Here is a 17051-nt window from a genome sequence, read left to right on the forward strand (position 1 = left end):
AGCTAAGCTGTCAATTGATGATCTGTCTAAAAATAAAAATCTCAAATTCAATCTCACAAAAAAGAGCAGCTTCGCGCTGCTCTTTGTAGTATCAGATCACTTTTACAATGACCGCTCTTTCGCTGATATTGTCCGTATCCCACTTTCCGTTCACTTTGGCGCAGACTACCATCTTATAGGTCTGTCCTGCTTTGAGCTTGGGAGAAGTGAAATTCGTTTTGTTTGCGGGGATATCCTGGGTAACGATCTTCCACTTGTTGGCGATAAATACCGCCACGCCGTACTTCTCGGCACCGTCAACCGCATCCCAGCTCAACTTGAACTGGTGATACTGCTCGTTGTAATCAATATCCGTGACTTTGGGATATTTAGAAGCAGCGCTTTCGTCGGCGAAGACGGTTATTGCTTTGGAGAAATCGGTGTTCCATTTGCCGCTGAACATCGCTATGACCGCGACTTCGTAATTGGTGCCTGCCTTGAGATTTTTTACCGTGTATAAAGTATCTACAGTTTCAGAAAACTTCTGCCATTTGCCTCTGACAAGACCGTAAACAGCGTATTTTTCTGCACCTTGAACGGCATTCCATTTGAGGTTTGCGCAGTTGCTGCCGGGGGTCGATGTCACGTAGGGATTGTCGTCAAGAAGTTTGTAAACAAGACCGTAACCTTTGGCGTATCTTTCACCGGCAGTGCCTTTGTAGCAATATATCCTGAAACCGGGTATCTCATTAGAAGAAATATCAAATCCAAATGCTTCATAGCCAATGCTCGTAATACTTGCCGGAATTGTAATGCTTTTAAGCTTTGGACAATTTTTAAATGCAGATTGACCAACGCTCTTAACACTGTCAGGAATAGTCACGCTTGTTAGGCTTTTACAAGTTTCAAAAGCAGAATTGCCAATGCTCGTAACACTATTCGGAATGGTCACGCTTGTAAGGTTTGGACAACAGTAAAATGTGTAATCTACAATGTTCTTAACACCGTTCCCAATGGTCACATTTGTAAAGAAACAATTCCAAAATGCGCCCCTGCCAATGCTCTTGACACTGTTAGGGATAGTCACGCTTGTAAGTTTTTCACAACCCATAAAAGCGCTTTGACCTATACTCGTAACACTCTCCGGAATGCTAACACTTGCTTTTCCACAGGGAAAGCATATCAATTCACTGATATCTTTGCTATACAAAACTCCGTTTACAGAAGCATAACTCATATTTTTGTTATCAACATTGATCGTTGTAAGCTTTGAACAGCCAAGAAATGCTTCCCCTGAAATGCTCGTAACACTGGACGGAATAGTAACGCTTGTAAGAGAACAATACCAAAATGCGTACTTGCCAATGCTCTTCACACTTTTACCAATGGTGACTCTTGTAAGGTTTTTACATTCGGAAAATGCGTAATCACCAATGCTCGTAACACTATTCGGAATGATCACACTTGTAAGGCTTTTACGAGTGGAATTGGTGGAAAATGCATAATTTCTGATAGCCGTAACACTTTTCCCGTCAATAGTATCAGGAATTGCAAGTTCCGTATCCGTACCATTATAACTCATGATCCTAACCGTTCCGTCATTAAGCACGGAATATGTATAATCCCCATAAACTAAATTATCTGCGCTTGCTGTGATCTCTGTTCTTAACCCAACAAAGTTACCGACATTCGCGCCCACGCCCGACAGCACAAGTACAACAGCCGCCAAGCCGCTTATGATACGTTTATTCATATCTTTCACTCAAACCTTTCAAAAAATGATCTGAAACTCCAACCATCATTATTTAGCCTCATTAAAGCATTCATCTTTAATGGTTCCGACAATTTCATCTGCACCGTTTACTAAGCGATGTGTTTGCTGAAATAATTATAGCATAGTTCAGAGGAAAGGTCAATTGTAAGAATGATATAGAACTATTTTCCTTCTAAACTTTTTTCTCCTATATTTTGCACCATTACAACAGAATATCTCCCGCAGAAGCGTATGTCATTGGTTAGTGATGCAATTTTACTCAATCACTATATCACCTACAAGTTGCGTCACAATAGACATAACTTATATGTGAATTTTCTCAAACCTCTAGATAATAATTGAGAAGTGTGTTATACTATATCTATAAGTTGCGTCACAAGCGACGTAAATTCGAGGTGAAATATCATGATTAACAGGGATTAATATCTTGACCGTATCGTTCACAAGATGTGGAACGGCGAAATCAAGGTCATTACAGGTATAATACGATGCGGCAAATCGGTGCTGCTGCTTGACCTTTTCTATCAGTATCTTCTTGAACATGATGTTAGCGAAGAACAGATCATAAAGATCGAACTCGACCAGAGGCGTTATTACAAATACCGTAATCCGATCGTACTTTGCGAGTATGTCGAAACGCTCGTCAACGAAAACAAGGATAGGAAGCTGTATCTGTTCATCGATGAAGTTCAGATGACAAGCAAGGTCGTGGACAAAGAAAATGGTGGTATCGAGGTCAATATATACGATATGCTCAACGAGCTGAAAGCATATAAGAACCTTGATGTTTATGTTACGGGCAGTAATTCAAAGGGTCTGTCCAACGATATTGCAACCGAGTTCCGCGGGAGAGCCTCGCAGATACACGTTTATCCGCTTTCGTTCAAGGAGTTCTGTTCAGCGGTCTCGGTCGATGAAAGCAAGGCGCTGGATATGTATATGCTCTATGGCGGTATGCCGAGGATAACTTCACTTGATGACGAAAAGGATAAAAAAGAATATCTTTCCAGCCTGTATCGTGAGCTATATATCAAGGGGATTGTTGAGCGAAACGGCATTGAACGTGAGGATATTCTTAATGATATACTTGATTTCCTTGCCTCGCAGATAAGCTCGCTGACCAATCCGACTAATATATCAAATGCTCTCGCTAGCATGAAAAATGAGAAGATCAATCCTGCGCTCGTTTCGAATTACGTCAGACATATAATGGATTCGTTCCTGATTTCCGAAGCTAAGCGATACGACGTCAAGGGCAAAACCTATTTCAAGTACCCGAACAAATATTATTACACCGATATGGGACTCCGAAACGCAAGGCTCAATTACAGGCAGTTCGACCCCGGGCATCTGATGGAGAATATCATTTATAACGAACTGCTGCGCAGGGGTTATTCGGTCGATGCTGGTGTAGTGGCAGACCGTTCCAATAGACGTAATATGCAGAAGGAGATAGATTTTGTTGTCAACGATGCCGACAAGCGCATATATATCCAATCCGCACTGCGAATGAACACCGAGGACAAGACCGATTTAGAGCTGTCTTCCCTTATGCTCACAAAGGATTTCTTCAAGAAGATCGTTATCAGGCAGGATATATCTCACAACTACTATGACAACAACGGTATTTTCCATTGCAGCCTTATCGACTTCTTGCTTGAACGGGTAGAGCTGTTCTGAAATCATATCTTGCTCTGATGCACCCCGTAGAGTTCCAATATACTATAAATAAAGTTATCCAAAAACACAGTAAGATAAATATTTATCTTAACATTTTTTAAAGCTTTCCTTTTATGTAATTGATAAAAGTATATAATTTAAAGCAATCGGAGGACTTATGAAACCAAGCGAAATAGATGTATTATCAAAGGAATATGTTATAGAACACGGAACCGAATTTCACGGTGAAGAAATATGCTGGGGCGGCGATTACGGCGACCTGGTATGCAGCAGTGAAGGCGTTCCTTTTACCGGATTATTATTTGAATTATACAGAAACGGAAATCTTGCGTATTATTCGTATTACGAGAAAGGAAGACAGCACGGACTGTCCATACGGTTCCATGTTTCGGGAAATATTGAAAGCTGCGGAGTATTTGCGGGTGGATTTCCGGTAGGAAAATCGTATGAATGGTATGATTCAGGTAAGTTAAAATTGATAAGAGATCATTATAAAAACGATTATCATTACAAGTATACCGAATATGACGAAAACGAAGATATTGTAAGACAAGGTGAAGCGTAAACACCATATGGCTTGGCACCCTGAAGAAAGCCCATTTACAGCATTTGAAGCAGCCGATAGAGGAGGGCAAGTTTTTCCCACGTGAAGTATGTTCAGAGTATAAGATACTTAGCGAAATTGAAAGACAGATTAAAAATACGCCCAATATATCCGGTAAAATAAAGCTATTTACAGAGTTAGAGTGTTGTGATAGTTGCAGCGATGTAATAGCGCAATTCCTTGAACGACATACAAACATTGAAATAGAAATAATTTATAATGGTAAACGAATTACGAAGTGAGGAATTAATATGATCATAGAAGATAATAACTATTTTGAAGTAAAAAACGATACGATAGAATCAATTGAAAGATATTTTAAAAGATACCCTTTAGATGTAGCGAATATTGCAAGACTGGACTATGAATTAGTTGACCCGGCTGATGATATTGAACAACTAATTATTTCAATTATCATTTTTTACCATGCAATCTGGAAAAAAGCGGGAGCTCTTCCTGCGTTTGACATTGGAAGCGTAAAAAGAATTGCAAATGCGATTTTACAATTCAACCCAACTTTTAATCATTTAAATGCTGATGAATATAACGATTTTATCAAAATGGTTAAAGAATTTAGTGAGAGGAAAATAGAGATATTTGAGGATAACAGATAATCTGCATCGATCTGGTGATGATAAATACAATGTCGTGACCCAATTCCATGAACGACATACAAACATTGAAATTGAAATAATTCATAATAATATACGAATTACGAAGTGAGGAATTAATATGATCATAGAAAAAAATAACTATTTTGAAGAAAAAACAAATTTGATTGAGTCACTTGAAGTATATTTTAAAAGACACCCTTTGGATGCGGAAAATATTGGAAGGCAGTACACTGAAGAAGTTTTAGGAGCTGAAGATACTGAACAAATGGTTATTGCAGATATCATTTTATACCATGCGATCTGGAAAAAAGTCGGAGCTCTTCCGGAATATATCATTGAAAGAATAAAAAGAAATACAAATGAAATAATTCAATCCAATCCGACTTTTACTCATCTAAATGCTGATGAATATAAGGATTTTATTAAAATTGTTAAAGAATTGAGTGAGAGTAAAATAGAGATATTTGAGGATAACAGATAATCTGCATTGATCCGGTGATGATAAATACAATGTCGTCACCCACCCATTAGGTCCTGGTGCAGTCGGCAACCCGAATTCACTTAATACATCATAGTTCTTTCTTCTATATGCATCTATTAAGCTTGCATATTTTTGGGGCTGTCTTTGCTTAAATATATCATAATATTCGTTAATTGAGCCTCTGCTGCGAATCAGATTTTCAGCAATCATTTCATCTACTTCCGGAACTTCATCAAAAGCAAAATCTTCATCCACTAACTGAAACGATCCATTATTCACCGAAACAAGAATGTAAGAGCATGGGACTGTCCCAAATGTGAAACTCATCATGACAGAGATGTAAATGCTGCAATAAATATAAGAAATGAAGGTATGCTAATAGCATTAGGATAGTCTTAAATCATAAAAGCCGTGGGACACACGGGGTTAGCTCGCATATGCTTAGTACATTAGTACTATCGAACGAGAACCGAACTCGCTGAGGTCAGGGGAAGCCCCCGCCTCTTTAGGCGGGGGAGGATGTCACACGAGCTTATCTACTAGTCCTTGGAAAGATTCGTCACTAACAGAGCGCTGAATGATTTAATTGTGCATCAGACAATATTGAAAGCATCTTAAAATCTTTTTGAAAATGTATTGCAATTTGCGATACATTGTGGTATAATATCATTAGAAAGGTGGTCGATACTATGGCAACAAGAACTGCAAATGTTACAGCAAGGGTCGAGCCCGAAGTAAAGGCTCAGGCTGAGGCTGTAATGGAAAAGCTTGGAATACCTGTTTCAACTGCAATAAATATGTTTTATCGTGAGATAATACTTTGGAACGGTCTGCCGTTTCGTCCCTCGATTCCTGTGAATGATGTAAAAGCACGTGATGAAATGACAAAAGAAGAGTTTGACCAGAGAATGTCCGTAGGGCTTGAACAGGCAAGACATGGAATGTCAACTCCTGCTGACACTGTATTTGACAGGCTGATGGGAGAACTGGGTAATGAGTAAATATAAGGTCGAAGTTACATCGTTTGCTGAAAACTCGATCAGATCCATAGCAGATTATATCAGAAATAAGCTTAAAGCACCTCAGGCGGCTCGCAATACAGTGAAAATGATCTTTGATGCGATAACAGAGCTTGACAATTTCCCTAACAAGGTCAAGCTTATAGAGGAAGAGCCTTGGCGCACCGAAGGTATACATCAAATGACTATCGGGAATTACTATGTATATTTCTGGATTAACGAGCTTGAAAACAGAGTCATAGTAACTGATGTCATTTACGCAAGGAGAGAGCAGAAGGATGCTCTGGCTGATATGCCGATGAAGTAAATATCGCTTTAGTGTGCTTGTTTATTCATATTCCAGAGGGATCAAAACTATAGGTGATTGATACAATAGCTGTGAAGAAAAAGCAGCCCTCCTTCACTGGAAAAGCTACTTTATATGATTTATTATAGATCTGGCGCTGGTAGCCGTGTTTCTTATATTTTCCCTTTGCTTGACGATTTTCAATCGGTTCTATGAGGGGGTTCAACAGGTTCAGTGAGGGGTATATAAAACCTCGATTTTACGCCGTTTTCAAGCATCTTACATAATAGAAAAAACCGCCGTTCAGGTTCGTACCCTGACGGCGGTTTTGTGGTTTACAGGTCTTTTTCTTCATCGAATGTTCCGGCTTTCAGAAACTCTCTGAGCAAAAATGTGCAAAAATATGGAAATGTGTAGATATGATCGCTGTAGCCGATATTGCCGTTTATCATTTTAACACCAAAGCGTATGTCAGCATATTTTTCCGAACTGATCAGTGTCCGCAGGGACTTTGCTCTGCCGTTCTGTGATTTCACTTCAACAGGAACAAGAGAATTGCTTGTTCTCAGAAAGAAATCCTGTTCGAGCGTAGAGTCATCACGCTTGTAATAACACAGCTCACAGCCGCTTTTTACCAGTGCTTCACCAACCATATTTTCATAAAGAGCGCCTTTGTAAACGCCTAAATTTTTGTTGGCACGAAGGTCGTCCTGTGCTTCATCATCAAGCATTGCTACAAGCAGTCCGCTGTCTGAAAAATACAGCTTGAATTTATCAGGATCAATGTTGCCCTTCAGCGGCAGTTCAGGAAAATTCATACAATTACATACATTAACGATCCCTGCGTCGGTGAGCCATTCAATACAACCTCTGTATGTGTGAAAGCGTGCTCCGGAAGCGACTTTTGAGATTTGGAATTTCTTATTCTCTTTTGCAAGCTGCGGTGCTATGCTATTGAAGACATTGATGATCCTGGTCTGGTCTACACCGTCTGCATATTTTCTGATATCTTCTTTATAGTCCTCTATCAGCTGTCTTTGCGTATCGAGAGAGCCTTCAAAAATACCGCTCTCGATATACTGCTTCACAACGGCTGGCATACCCCCGAGTACACAATAGTCAAGAAACAATGAACGGTACACTGCCATTTCCGGCTCGCTGAACGGTCTCAGCTCCAGCATAGCACCGAGCAGATCGTCATGCAGCGAAGCATCATATCCTTTTGCCCACAGGAATTCTTCAAAGTCAAGCGAGTACATGATATAGTCTTTTTTGTAGCCTACACTGTTGCTTTCTATCCTGCGGTAATTGATGCCCAGCATCGAACCGCTGCATATCACATCAAAGCGTCCGTCTTGTTTGAAGAATTTCAGACTTGTGGCAATATCGGGAAAGTGCTGTATCTCATCGAAGAAGAGCAACGTTTTTCCGGGGATAAATTTTTTGGTTGGGTCGATCAGTGAGATGTTTTTGATGATTGCATCGCTTTTATAACCGTCTGCGGTTATCATCGTGTATTTCGGTTCTTCTACAAAATTTATCTCTATAACGCTTTCGTAGTGTTCTGCTGCAAAGTGGCGGATTGATTCGGTCTTACCTATCTGACGTGAACCTTTAATGATAAGCGGCTTTCTGTCGTTGTCAAGTTTCCAGTCGCTTAGAAACCGGTCTATTTTTCTTCGCATATACATATTGCTGCACCTCCTGATACTATCATACAATAATCTGAGCCAAAAGTCAAGAGGTTATAACATTTTTAGAGTGAATTTATAAATTAACAATACAAAATTCGAGCGAATTATTATATCTTCGTTACAAAATATCAGTGAAAAGTGTTTCTCCGCCGATCAGATCAAATCCGTCTGTGTCCTTAAAATCAAATCCAACGGTGCAGACAAAGCCTATGTTCCTTTTCCTGACGGCATTCTTCAAGCGTCATCGGTCTGTCGAGGTATTTGCATTCGTTGAGATCATACTGCTTCACATATAATCAATAAGAAAAAATCCACAATCATATATAACACATATACATGTAGATAAAAATCTCAAACTCAATGGCGATGAATAAATTTGACCCTGCAGGGATGTTGATTCCTTGCAGGGTCTGATATTTTATGGGGTGCAGGGTATTTGACGGTTACCAAAAAAACACTCATTCAAGAATAAATCCTCGAATGAGTGTTTTTGTTTGTCGAATCTAACGCCTGTCTTCCGGTTCGGTAAATGTGTACCAGTCGGGCTTTTGGTTGTCTATGAAATGTAACTGCTAAATAACATACCACCAGTAAAATTGGATAAATTAAATATCAACCACCGCACACGTCTCCAAAGACTGCCACTAAACGAAAGCTCTAACTCAGAAAACAATGGAAACTGTCTCGTGCCCAACATTTTCATCTCTTTTGAAAGAGATATTCAGCGTATCATTATCCCATTCATAATTACAATCTCCACTTTCAAAAGGAAGATAACCCGGTCTTACATCAGTCCAATATTCACATATATAAATATTTAGAAAAATTTTCTTATATATTGTAAATCCACTGTGTATAGGTCTCTTAAATTCATGCAATACTACTGTATGCTTGCCATCATCAGAACTTATCGTGTTAAAATACTCAGTTCCTCCGATTGTACCAACTCGAAACAGAGATACTAAAAATACAGAAAAATATATGAAAATTCCTGCAATGAACAGAATAACATTTTTCTTATTCGCTTTCTTGCACATCAAAACAATAAACGATACAATAGAAACAGCAAAAATTGTCCAAAAAACACTGCTCGGTTTTAAAATTACTGCAATTTTGAAAATCCGTAGTATTACAATCAAAGCGGATAATGCGCATGAAAATATCACACCAGTAAGAAATTTTTTTGAATATTTATTATCCATTTTAATCCTCCTGAATAAGTTTTCATGCCGAAATTGCATGGCGAATTACTTATAATTGATAACGCGCGAAAGTTAGTATATCATGTTCATTATAGAATGTCAATAAATTAGTATACGATTTAGGATTATATACTTAATTATTGTTAATCTACCAAATTACCACAATATAGAATAGACAATTAACTCGATATGCAAAAGCAGTCACACTTCACTTACGGTTAAAATTAATCGATTCCGATGTTTTAGAAAAATAGACAAGATTGAATCAAAATATGATCAATCAACACAGTTATAGATGCTGAAAGAAATAAATTTACAAACTAAACTCCATTCAAAAAACTCTGAGGTACGCCGTGTAGCTCAGAGTTTTTATATGATTTTCCGCTTATTTCTTTTTTTGTTTTTGCAATGCTTTCTTTAACTTAGAATTTTCCTTTTGCAGATTTCTTATCTGCCGACTTTGCGCCGAAATAGTGTTTTGATGCTTTATCACTTCATCTCTGAGCCTGACTATCTCCTTGAACTTTTCATCTAGCATAAGTCGGTATCTACGGCATATTCCAGCAAATTCCAGGCATATTTTGCTGTAGTTTTCATTCATTATCTGATGCTGTTCTTTGGGAGAATTCACTTTGCCAAAGGCCCCGGTATATACGTTTTTCATATCACTCATAGTAAGTTTATTTCACCTTATGTATCGTCACGACGTTCTCATATTCTGCTTTTACGATCACCGGGGAGACCCTTTTTACAGTAAGCTGTCGTTCTCCCGATTTGTTGCCAGTGCAAAAGTGATTAAAGAGTTTTCGCATTGCGTGAGTTCGTTTTCGACTATGAGAACCTTGTTTTATAAATCAGGCAGATTTCTTTGATTTTATCTACCAAATTACTCCTCATTGTATAATCCTTCGTGCGTAAGGAAGTAATCTATCAACTTGATTGTATACTCGTGACAGTTGCTTTTTCCACCGTCCCAATTCTCGATAGTTCTCTTGGGGATCCCGAGGAGCTTTGCGAACTGGGCTTGGGATAGCCCTGTTTTCGCACGCATTTCCTTTACGGTCATAATATCACATCCTTTAAAAGCCATTCCACAAAACGACGTTTTCTTGATTAAATTATACCACCATCTTGGTGACGCATCAAGGACTTTACCACCATTTTAGTGAGTTTTGGATATTTGCACAAAACTAAATCCAGGTTTAATGCAATTTGACGATTTTGCCGCCGCACGCTCGTGACTTTAGTCATGAGTTAGGCGGCATTTCTAGACATTCTGTTGTGCATGGTCGAGGGTATGTATATTCATTGTAATACCATATCGTAAGAGCAACAAAATACAGGAAGTCCTGATCATATACTTCGTCTTGTAAACTGTAAGCCTCACTTAAGAATGTCAGATACTATAATTCTTAAGTGAAAGACAGCTAAGTGAGTAAGATCAGCTGTCTTTCTGCTTCTTAAACCTCATAAAAAGAAAAATTGAATTCTGTTTGTGTCACGCGTGACACAAACACAGAACAACTTTTAAGTATATAAAATTTTAAATTCTTAAAAAAATCTACTATAATAAATATATATGGAAACCATCGTATTTTGTAGCAACTGTAAGCGACAGAAGTCTTAAACAGGTAACAGATTACATTAATTCTCAAAAAAACAAGTAGAAGGAGGGAGTCTGCAGTATGCAGATATATACGACATACAGCGTTAAGATCAAGCATTACAACAACATCTTTAAAGATACCGTTATCGTATACAGACATGCTGTAGATTACCTTATCAGCGTTTGTCTGGATCATTGGGATAACATTGTTACATTCAAAGGGGTGAGTAGACTCACATATATCGAAACACTTATTCATGCTACAAAAGATAATCCCGATGAGCTATGCAAATTTCAAAATGGCAAGACCTACAACTGTGATCTATCTGCTTCGTATAATATAGGGGCAAGATACTTCATACGTGAAATATTAAAATCCTTGGATGAGAATTCAAGGTTGCTCATTGAGGCTAAAGTACCTCAATGCAGTAAGAGAAGCACCTGCACGTTCTCTACCTTAGTTAACCTGAATGCGGAAATTATTGCTCAAACAGCATAATTTTCTGAGTTCAGGCTTTATGGTAGAAACGTAGTCCGCCCACCTAAAGTGGGCGTGTCCGCTAGGACACTATTGGAAGCACGCGACTTTAGTCGTGTGAGGCTTCACCATTAAGGTAACAGATCAAAGCTGATTTAACAGTTCAAGGAAATCTTCATCAGCCGCTGCTTGAACGTATTAAATATTTTTAAATACTTCTTAGACCTTTGATCCGTCATTGCCAAAACTTTTATGCGTTTTTATTATATGATATATATCACTTGCTGTTGTTAAGAGGATAGCAACACACTTTTTTTGCTATGAATTTTTGAAAAGTCTTGCATAGACTCCGTTTTGTTCTATAAGACTGCTATGATTTCCTTTTTCGATTATTTCACCGTTATCCATAACGTAAATCATATCACATTCCTGAATGGTTTTCAGGCGGTGTGCTATCAGGATCACAGTTTTTCCCGCGCATACCTTGTCAAAGGCTTCCTTAATATTTCCCTCTGTTATCGAATCAAGGTGACTTGTAGCTTCATCGAGAATGATTATCTCAGGATCTCTTAACATTGCCCTTGCTAATGCCATACGCTGTTTTTGTCCACCCGAAAGCTCACTTCCGTTTTCACCGAGCATTGAATGGTAGCCAAGCGGCATTTTTTCAATAATATCGTCAATACTGCAAAGTCTACATACTTCTCTTACTTTTTCTTCTGGGATACTGCTATCATACATTGTAAGGTTATTCAAAACAGTATCCGCAAACAGGAAAATATTCTGTGAAACATAAGAAATCTTGCTTCTTACAGATTTTATTGAGTATTCCGTCAACGGCTTGCCGTTTATTTTAAGTTCACCTGAACTTGGTGCGTAATACTTCATAAGAAGTTTTATGAACGTTGTTTTACCGCTTCCGCTTTCACCAACAAGTGCTATTTTCTGACCCTTTTTTATTTCAAGATCTATGTCTTTCAGTACAAGATCTCGGTTTCCATAACAGAATGATAAATTTTCTGCAGTTATATTCTCAATGTTTTCAAGGTTTACGGTTGCCCCGTCATCTTCAGATTTTGCATCAAGAACATCGTTCAATCTTTCACCTGCAACAACAGCTGTCTGAAGCTCAGGCTGAAGATTTATAAGATTCTTTACAGGATTTATGAAGTACCCGATAAGATAATAGAACACAAAAAGGTCAAGTATGCTGATGATGTTTTCTGCACACAGCTTTGCGCCAATAAACAACAGCACAACTATTCCGATTGAGCCGGTTGCGGAAACAAGTGCTTCCTGTATGATATATATAAGTGAACCGTGTACAGTAAAGTCTGCAAAATCACCAAATAAATGTGAAAGCTTGTTTTTGGAACTCTTCTCATTCTGATAGGCTTTTATTGTTTCAATGCCGTCTACCGATTCCTTCAGATATGATGTCACTACTGCATAGCTTTCCATATATTTATGGTTTACCTGTTTTATTGGGTTTTTAAACAGAAAAACTATCAGAGCATATATAGCTATAACGACCATTACTACCAGCAAAAGTGTTTTACTGATAAAGAACAGCACTATTCCACAGCCAATTGCCATTATGGAATCAAGCATGACGGTCAGAGCCGTAGCCGAGATAGCCTCACGTATTTTTTCCGTATCAGAAAAACGTGACATAAGTTCGCCTGTTTTCCTTGTTTCAAAGAAATTCATAGGAAGATCAAGCAAATGGTCGTAATATGTAGTTGTAAGCGGAACATTAACTCGCTTTGAGGTTTCTGCAAGCAGATAACCTCTAAGTATGTTTACGACAATACCGAGTAGATAAAGTGCTATTATTATCACAGAAACCGTTGTCAGATTTTTAAATACAACATCGAATTTGTTCTGAACCTTTTCAACAATAGTGATCGTTTTTTCGTATTTCTGATAACCGAGGGCATCCATTTGCTCTTTTTCAGCTGCTTCATCATGTTCGTGTTCATGTTCATGCTCATGTTCTTCTTCAATTGTCGAAGCCAAAGCCGGAGCACTGCTTGCTGAAAAGACATATGGCAGCATCACCGAACTGAAAAGGTTTATAAACGTCACGATTATTGATGAAATAAATATAAACGTCAGCATTTTTTTCTGACAGGTTATATACCTGAAAAACTTTTTGAAAGAGCCTTTGCGTTCATCGTCAGCCACAAATTCGGCTCCTTTTTCAAAAGAAACTATCTGTTCCTGCCATTGATCACGGAACTTTTCCACCGTAATACGGGTTATCTTAGCTGCACCGGGATCCCCGATAGTTACATATTTCTCATCAATTTTATATACAACTACAAAATGCTCATAGTGCTGGTCGTTGATAATCCTTGCGATAAAGGGCAGAGCAAATTCCTTGTTTTTTATCCCGTCAACAAGTTCATCCCATTCGCCCTCAAGTCCTTCGGCCTCTAATCCTAACTGCTTAGCGCCCTCAACTATACCATAAATACTTGCCCCCTGACTGTCTACTTTTATAAGTTCACGACAAGTTGCAAGCTTCAGCCTTTTTCCATAGGATTCAGCTATCATTGACAAGCAGGCAGCACCACAATCCGTTTCATCGTGCTGCTTTATATGTGGATACTTCAAAAAAAAACCTTCTTCCATAAAAAATGCCCCACCGCATAATTGCAGCGAGGCAATTTTATAAAATTCTATTTATTTAGTACAGCCAATAATTGCCTTTTGAGCATTTAGCTACGTGATTATCATACCTTTTTTCCCATCCGAAGAAAAAAGGGAAAGGCGTATGACAATATGGGCACTGTAACATTCCGCCATTAGCTTTTTTCATTGAAGTCTTAGTCATTTTTTTCATAATAAATAACTCCTTTTTTTACCAGAGAGCCCTATCAGTCCAGCTTGATCTACCGGGGTGGCATACAGAATCGTGAATACTACGTGCCCACCACACATCTTCAACAGCCCAGCCACAAATATTACAATGTGATACGATATTTGCTTTACCACCGTTTGCAGCTTTTTTTGCCTCAACACTCATCTTTTTCATTTGATAAACACCTCTTTCTTAAAAATTGTTTTATCTGAACGATCCGTGTCGACTTGCGAATCGTATTCAGCTTTAATACATACCTATTGTAGTTGAAATTTTCGAAAATAATATTAATAACGATTTTCTTTTACTTAATTATGATAACAAAAATTCCACAATATGTCAATGCGCAATATACATGTTTACTCTTACCGCGAATTGTGCTTGTTGTATAATTAATGAATTATATATTAAATGATTTGTAGATTAAATGTTGAGCTTTGTGAACTCAGCAATTATGTATATCTACGATACACTAAACGAAATCAAAAAAACCAAGTTCAAAATAAAACAGCAGGGAACTTGGAGTCTAGTGATCGTCTTATAAAATAAGCTTATGTAATATATAATGAAGCACTTAATTCACTTCTATTTAAGGTGTCTAAAATTTAGACAGTAATAAAACCTGTCGTTTCATCATAACTTCGCTACATTTTCACCTCATTTCAAAATCAAACACCAGATATTTCTCTAATACTTGAAATACTCTTTCCAAAAACAAAAGATAATTCAAAGAGAAACAAAGTGATACCATATGAAACTTTATGGAAAGGGAAAAGTATATGAATGATATATGATGAAGGTACAGAAAGTACTGAGTTATTTCCTGTGCCAATTTTATATGAATTTTGATATATATCATAAAGTGTCTGACGATTTTGCCGCCGCACGCTCGTGACTTTAGTCATGAGTTAGGCGGCATTTCTAGACATTCTGTTGTGCATTGTCGAGGGTATGTATATTCATTGTAATACCATATCGTAAGAGCTACCAAATACAGGAAGTCCTGATCATATACTTCGTCTTGTAAACTGTAAGCCTCACTTAAGAATGTCAGATACTATAATTCTTAAGTGAAAGACAGCTAAGTGAGTAAGATCAGCTGTCTTTCTGCTTCTTAGATCAAAAAAATCATTAAATTTTGATTGTGTCACGCGTGACACAATCACAGCAAAACTTTTAAGTATATATAATTTTTTATTCTTAAATAAATCTGCTATAATATATATGGAATCCATCGTATTTTGTAGCAACTGTAAGCGACAGAAGTCTTAAACAGGTAACAGATTACATTAATTCTCAAAGAACTAAGTAGAAGGAGGGAGTCTGCAGTATGCAGATATATACGACTTACAGCGTTAAGATCAAGCATTACAACAACATCTTTAAAGATACCGTTATCGTATACAGACATGCTGTAGATTACCTTATCAGCGTTTGTCTGGATCATTGGGATAACATTGTTACATTCAAAGGGGTGAGTAGACTCACATATATCGAAACACTGATCCATGCTACAAAAGATAATCCCGATCCAATTTATGATTTTGATGCCAAATTCTATAAGATGCCAAGCTATCTGCGCCGTGGTGCTATTAACGAGGCTATAGGTAAGGTATCATCTTACAAAACCAATCTCGATAACTGGATCAAAGATCCGGTCGGAAGAGAACCATCGTATCCAAAAGCAGGTTATTCATTCCCGTCTATGTATCGTACAGTAATGTACAATCGGACCGGTGATTATACTGCCCAGATCAAAGTCTACATCCGTAATACATGGGACTGGATAACGATAAACCTTAAAAAGTCTGATATGGATTATATATACAGGCATTGCAGTTTTCGCAAGCAATGCGCTCCAACACTTCAAAAACGAGGCAAGGAGTGGTTTTTGGGATTTCCGTTTGAGGAAAAGGTCAAACTTGCAGATATATCTGTGTATGAACAGACCATTGTTGCTGTAGATCTTGGTATCAACACTGCCGCTACGATTTCCGTAATGCGTTAAGATGGCACTATTCTTGGAAGGCATTTTTGTAAGCTTACCAAAGAAACAGACCATCTGATGCATTGTGTTAACCGTATAAAAAAAGCTCAGCAGCATGGTAACTATAAAACACCAAGGCTTTGGGCAAAAGCCAAAGGCATCAATCACGACATTGCCATAAAAACTGCGAACTGCATCGTAGATATAGCCGTTCTTTATAATGCAGATGTTATTGTATTTGAGCATTTAGACAAGAACGGTAAGGTCCGCGGTTCTAAAAAGCAGAAACTCAAGCTGTGGCGCAGTCAGGAAGTACAGTCTATTGTAACGAATAAAGCTCACAGACTAGGTATGAGAGTAAGCCATATCTGTGCATGGAATACGTCACGCCTTGCCTACGATGGCAGTGGTTTTGTACTTCGTGGTAAATTCGGTGGTTTCAATACCTATGAGCTATGCAAATTTCAAAATGGCAAGACCTACAACTGTGATCTATCTGCTTCGTATAATATCGGGGCAAGATATTTCATACGTGAAATATTAAAATCCTTGGATGAGAATTCAAGGTTGCTCATTGAGGCTAAAGTCCCTCAATGCAGTAAGAGAAGCACCTGCACGTTCTCTACCTTAGTTAACCTGAATGCGGAAATTATTGCTCAAACAGCATAATTTTCTGAGTTCAGGCTGTATGGTAGAAACGTAGTCCGCCTGCCTAAAGTGGGCGTGTCCGCTAGGACACTATTGGAAGCACGCGACTTTAGTCGTGTGAGGCTTCACGGTC

At 38.2% G+C, this 17051-nt stretch carries 20 protein-coding genes; 13 read left to right on the forward strand and 7 right to left on the reverse strand.

Going from position 1 to position 17051, the window contains the following annotated elements; genetic code table 11:
• Positions 1-91: 91 nt before the first annotated feature.
• Positions 92-1732, reverse strand: coding sequence for a leucine-rich repeat domain-containing protein (locus tag N773_RS0116865; RefSeq protein ID WP_024858881.1), 1641 nt, complete (start codon positions 1730-1732; stop codon positions 92-94).
• A gap of 468 nt (positions 1733-2200) precedes the next feature.
• On the opposite strand from N773_RS0116865, the gene N773_RS20485 reads away from it, so the two are divergent.
• The 8 genes from N773_RS20485 to N773_RS0116895 all read left to right on the forward strand — a co-directional run bounded on the left by N773_RS20485 (position 2201) and on the right by N773_RS0116895 (position 6458).
• Positions 2201-3433, forward strand: coding sequence for an ATP-binding protein (locus N773_RS20485; RefSeq protein ID WP_242840410.1), 1233 nt, complete (start codon positions 2201-2203; stop codon positions 3431-3433).
• A gap of 157 nt (positions 3434-3590) precedes the next feature.
• Positions 3591-3998, forward strand: coding sequence for a toxin-antitoxin system YwqK family antitoxin (locus N773_RS20490; RefSeq protein WP_043538381.1), 408 nt, complete (start codon positions 3591-3593; stop codon positions 3996-3998).
• Positions 3999-4042: 44 nt separating this feature from the next.
• The gene (locus N773_RS23510; RefSeq protein WP_196231654.1) at positions 4043-4279 is read left to right on the forward strand and encodes a deaminase domain-containing protein; all 237 of its coding nucleotides are present in this window, start codon (positions 4043-4045) and stop codon (positions 4277-4279) included.
• Between the two features lie 9 nt (positions 4280-4288).
• Positions 4289-4651: a hypothetical protein gene (locus tag N773_RS0116880; RefSeq protein WP_024858882.1), complete on the forward strand. Its 363-nt coding sequence runs from the start codon at positions 4289-4291 to the stop codon at positions 4649-4651.
• A gap of 118 nt (positions 4652-4769) precedes the next feature.
• Positions 4770-5132 carry a hypothetical protein gene (locus tag N773_RS0116885; RefSeq protein WP_024858883.1) on the forward strand — a complete coding sequence of 121 codons (363 nt, stop codon included), beginning with the start codon at positions 4770-4772 and terminating at the stop codon, positions 5130-5132.
• A 273-nt stretch (positions 5133-5405) separates the two neighbouring features.
• The gene (locus N773_RS21970) at positions 5406-5525 is read left to right on the forward strand and encodes a transposase (protein ID WP_242840438.1); all 120 of its coding nucleotides are present in this window, start codon (positions 5406-5408) and stop codon (positions 5523-5525) included.
• Positions 5526-5821: 296 nt separating this feature from the next.
• Positions 5822-6133: a type II toxin-antitoxin system RelB/DinJ family antitoxin gene (locus tag N773_RS0116890; RefSeq protein ID WP_024858884.1), complete on the forward strand. Its 312-nt coding sequence runs from the start codon at positions 5822-5824 to the stop codon at positions 6131-6133.
• Positions 6126-6458, forward strand: a complete 333-nt coding sequence (locus tag N773_RS0116895) for a type II toxin-antitoxin system RelE/ParE family toxin (protein WP_024858885.1) — start codon at positions 6126-6128, stop codon at positions 6456-6458. Before N773_RS0116890 ends, N773_RS0116895 begins: the two co-directional genes overlap by 8 nt.
• A 314-nt stretch (positions 6459-6772) precedes the next feature.
• On the opposite strand, the gene N773_RS0116900 is transcribed toward N773_RS0116895, so the two are convergent.
• From N773_RS0116900 to N773_RS0116915, 4 genes are all read right to left on the reverse strand, one after another.
• Positions 6773-8128 carry an ATP-binding protein gene (locus tag N773_RS0116900; protein WP_024858886.1) on the reverse strand — a complete coding sequence of 452 codons (1356 nt, stop codon included), beginning with the start codon at positions 8126-8128 and terminating at the stop codon, positions 6773-6775.
• A gap of 665 nt (positions 8129-8793) precedes the next feature.
• Positions 8794-9333, reverse strand: coding sequence for a hypothetical protein (locus tag N773_RS0116905; protein ID WP_024858887.1), 540 nt, complete (start codon positions 9331-9333; stop codon positions 8794-8796).
• A 385-nt stretch (positions 9334-9718) separates the two neighbouring features.
• Positions 9719-10006 carry a hypothetical protein gene (locus N773_RS0116910; protein ID WP_024858888.1) on the reverse strand — a complete coding sequence of 96 codons (288 nt, stop codon included), beginning with the start codon at positions 10004-10006 and terminating at the stop codon, positions 9719-9721.
• Positions 10007-10219: 213 nt separating this feature from the next.
• Positions 10220-10399 carry a helix-turn-helix domain-containing protein gene (locus N773_RS0116915; RefSeq protein ID WP_013483404.1) on the reverse strand — a complete coding sequence of 60 codons (180 nt, stop codon included), beginning with the start codon at positions 10397-10399 and terminating at the stop codon, positions 10220-10222.
• A 511-nt stretch (positions 10400-10910) separates the two neighbouring features.
• Here N773_RS0116915 and N773_RS23515 point away from each other — a divergent pair.
• On the forward strand, positions 10911-11000 hold the full coding sequence (locus N773_RS23515; protein WP_242840439.1) for a transposase: 90 nt from the start codon (positions 10911-10913) through the stop codon (positions 10998-11000).
• An 18-nt stretch (positions 11001-11018) separates the two neighbouring features.
• The gene (locus tag N773_RS0116920) at positions 11019-11438 is read left to right on the forward strand and encodes a hypothetical protein (RefSeq protein ID WP_024858889.1); all 420 of its coding nucleotides are present in this window, start codon (positions 11019-11021) and stop codon (positions 11436-11438) included.
• 297 nt (positions 11439-11735) lie between these two features.
• Here N773_RS0116920 and N773_RS0116925 read toward each other — a convergent pair whose 3' ends face one another.
• Both N773_RS0116925 and N773_RS22335 read right to left on the reverse strand, forming a co-directional pair.
• Positions 11736-14054, reverse strand: coding sequence for a peptidase domain-containing ABC transporter (locus N773_RS0116925; RefSeq protein WP_024858890.1), 2319 nt, complete (start codon positions 14052-14054; stop codon positions 11736-11738).
• A gap of 229 nt (positions 14055-14283) precedes the next feature.
• Positions 14284-14457, reverse strand: coding sequence for a hypothetical protein (locus N773_RS22335; protein WP_155250915.1), 174 nt, complete (start codon positions 14455-14457; stop codon positions 14284-14286).
• Between the two features lie 1048 nt (positions 14458-15505).
• Between N773_RS22335 and N773_RS23520 the strand changes: the two genes are divergently transcribed.
• Genes N773_RS23520 through N773_RS22995 form a run of 3 tightly spaced genes read left to right on the forward strand, consistent with a single transcriptional unit; the run spans position 15506 to position 16939 of the window.
• A complete protein-coding gene (locus N773_RS23520) occupies positions 15506-15595 on the forward strand; it encodes a transposase (RefSeq protein ID WP_155250934.1) in 90 nt (29 codons plus the stop codon).
• 18 nt (positions 15596-15613) lie between these two features.
• Entirely contained in the window at positions 15614-16291 is a 678-nt protein-coding gene (locus N773_RS22990; RefSeq protein WP_242840411.1) for a hypothetical protein, read from the forward strand.
• Positions 16292-16348: 57 nt separating this feature from the next.
• Positions 16349-16939: a hypothetical protein gene (locus N773_RS22995; RefSeq protein WP_242840412.1), complete on the forward strand. Its 591-nt coding sequence runs from the start codon at positions 16349-16351 to the stop codon at positions 16937-16939.
• Positions 16940-17051: the final 112 nt, after the last annotated feature.

The sequence above is a fragment of the Ruminococcus albus AD2013 genome, assembly GCF_000526775.1.
Lineage (GTDB): Bacteria > Bacillota > Clostridia > Oscillospirales > Ruminococcaceae > Hominimerdicola > Hominimerdicola alba_A.

Coding starts and splice junctions, on each gene's coding strand:
- N773_RS0116915 (WP_013483404.1), bottom strand. CDS start 10,399: ATGACCGTAAAGGAAATGCGTGCGAAAACAGGGCTATCCCAAGCCCAG.
- N773_RS22995 (WP_242840412.1), top strand. CDS start 16,349: ATGCATTGTGTTAACCGTATAAAAAAAGCTCAGCAGCATGGTAACTAT.
- N773_RS20490 (WP_043538381.1), top strand. CDS start 3,591: ATGAAACCAAGCGAAATAGATGTATTATCAAAGGAATATGTTATAGAA.
- N773_RS0116865 (WP_024858881.1), bottom strand. CDS start 1,732: ATGAATAAACGTATCATAAGCGGCTTGGCGGCTGTTGTACTTGTGCTG.
- N773_RS0116910 (WP_024858888.1), bottom strand. CDS start 10,006: ATGAGTGATATGAAAAACGTATATACCGGGGCCTTTGGCAAAGTGAAT.
- N773_RS0116895 (WP_024858885.1), top strand. CDS start 6,126: ATGAGTAAATATAAGGTCGAAGTTACATCGTTTGCTGAAAACTCGATC.
- N773_RS20485 (WP_242840410.1), top strand. CDS start 2,201: ATGTGGAACGGCGAAATCAAGGTCATTACAGGTATAATACGATGCGGC.
- N773_RS0116890 (WP_024858884.1), top strand. CDS start 5,822: ATGGCAACAAGAACTGCAAATGTTACAGCAAGGGTCGAGCCCGAAGTA.
- N773_RS0116925 (WP_024858890.1), bottom strand. CDS start 14,054: ATGGAAGAAGGTTTTTTTTTGAAGTATCCACATATAAAGCAGCACGAT.
- N773_RS0116885 (WP_024858883.1), top strand. CDS start 4,770: ATGATCATAGAAAAAAATAACTATTTTGAAGAAAAAACAAATTTGATT.
- N773_RS0116905 (WP_024858887.1), bottom strand. CDS start 9,333: ATGGATAATAAATATTCAAAAAAATTTCTTACTGGTGTGATATTTTCA.
- N773_RS22335 (WP_155250915.1), bottom strand. CDS start 14,457: ATGAAAAAGATGAGTGTTGAGGCAAAAAAAGCTGCAAACGGTGGTAAA.
- N773_RS22990 (WP_242840411.1), top strand. CDS start 15,614: ATGCAGATATATACGACTTACAGCGTTAAGATCAAGCATTACAACAAC.
- N773_RS0116900 (WP_024858886.1), bottom strand. CDS start 8,128: ATGTATATGCGAAGAAAAATAGACCGGTTTCTAAGCGACTGGAAACTT.
- N773_RS0116880 (WP_024858882.1), top strand. CDS start 4,289: ATGATCATAGAAGATAATAACTATTTTGAAGTAAAAAACGATACGATA.
- N773_RS0116920 (WP_024858889.1), top strand. CDS start 11,019: ATGCAGATATATACGACATACAGCGTTAAGATCAAGCATTACAACAAC.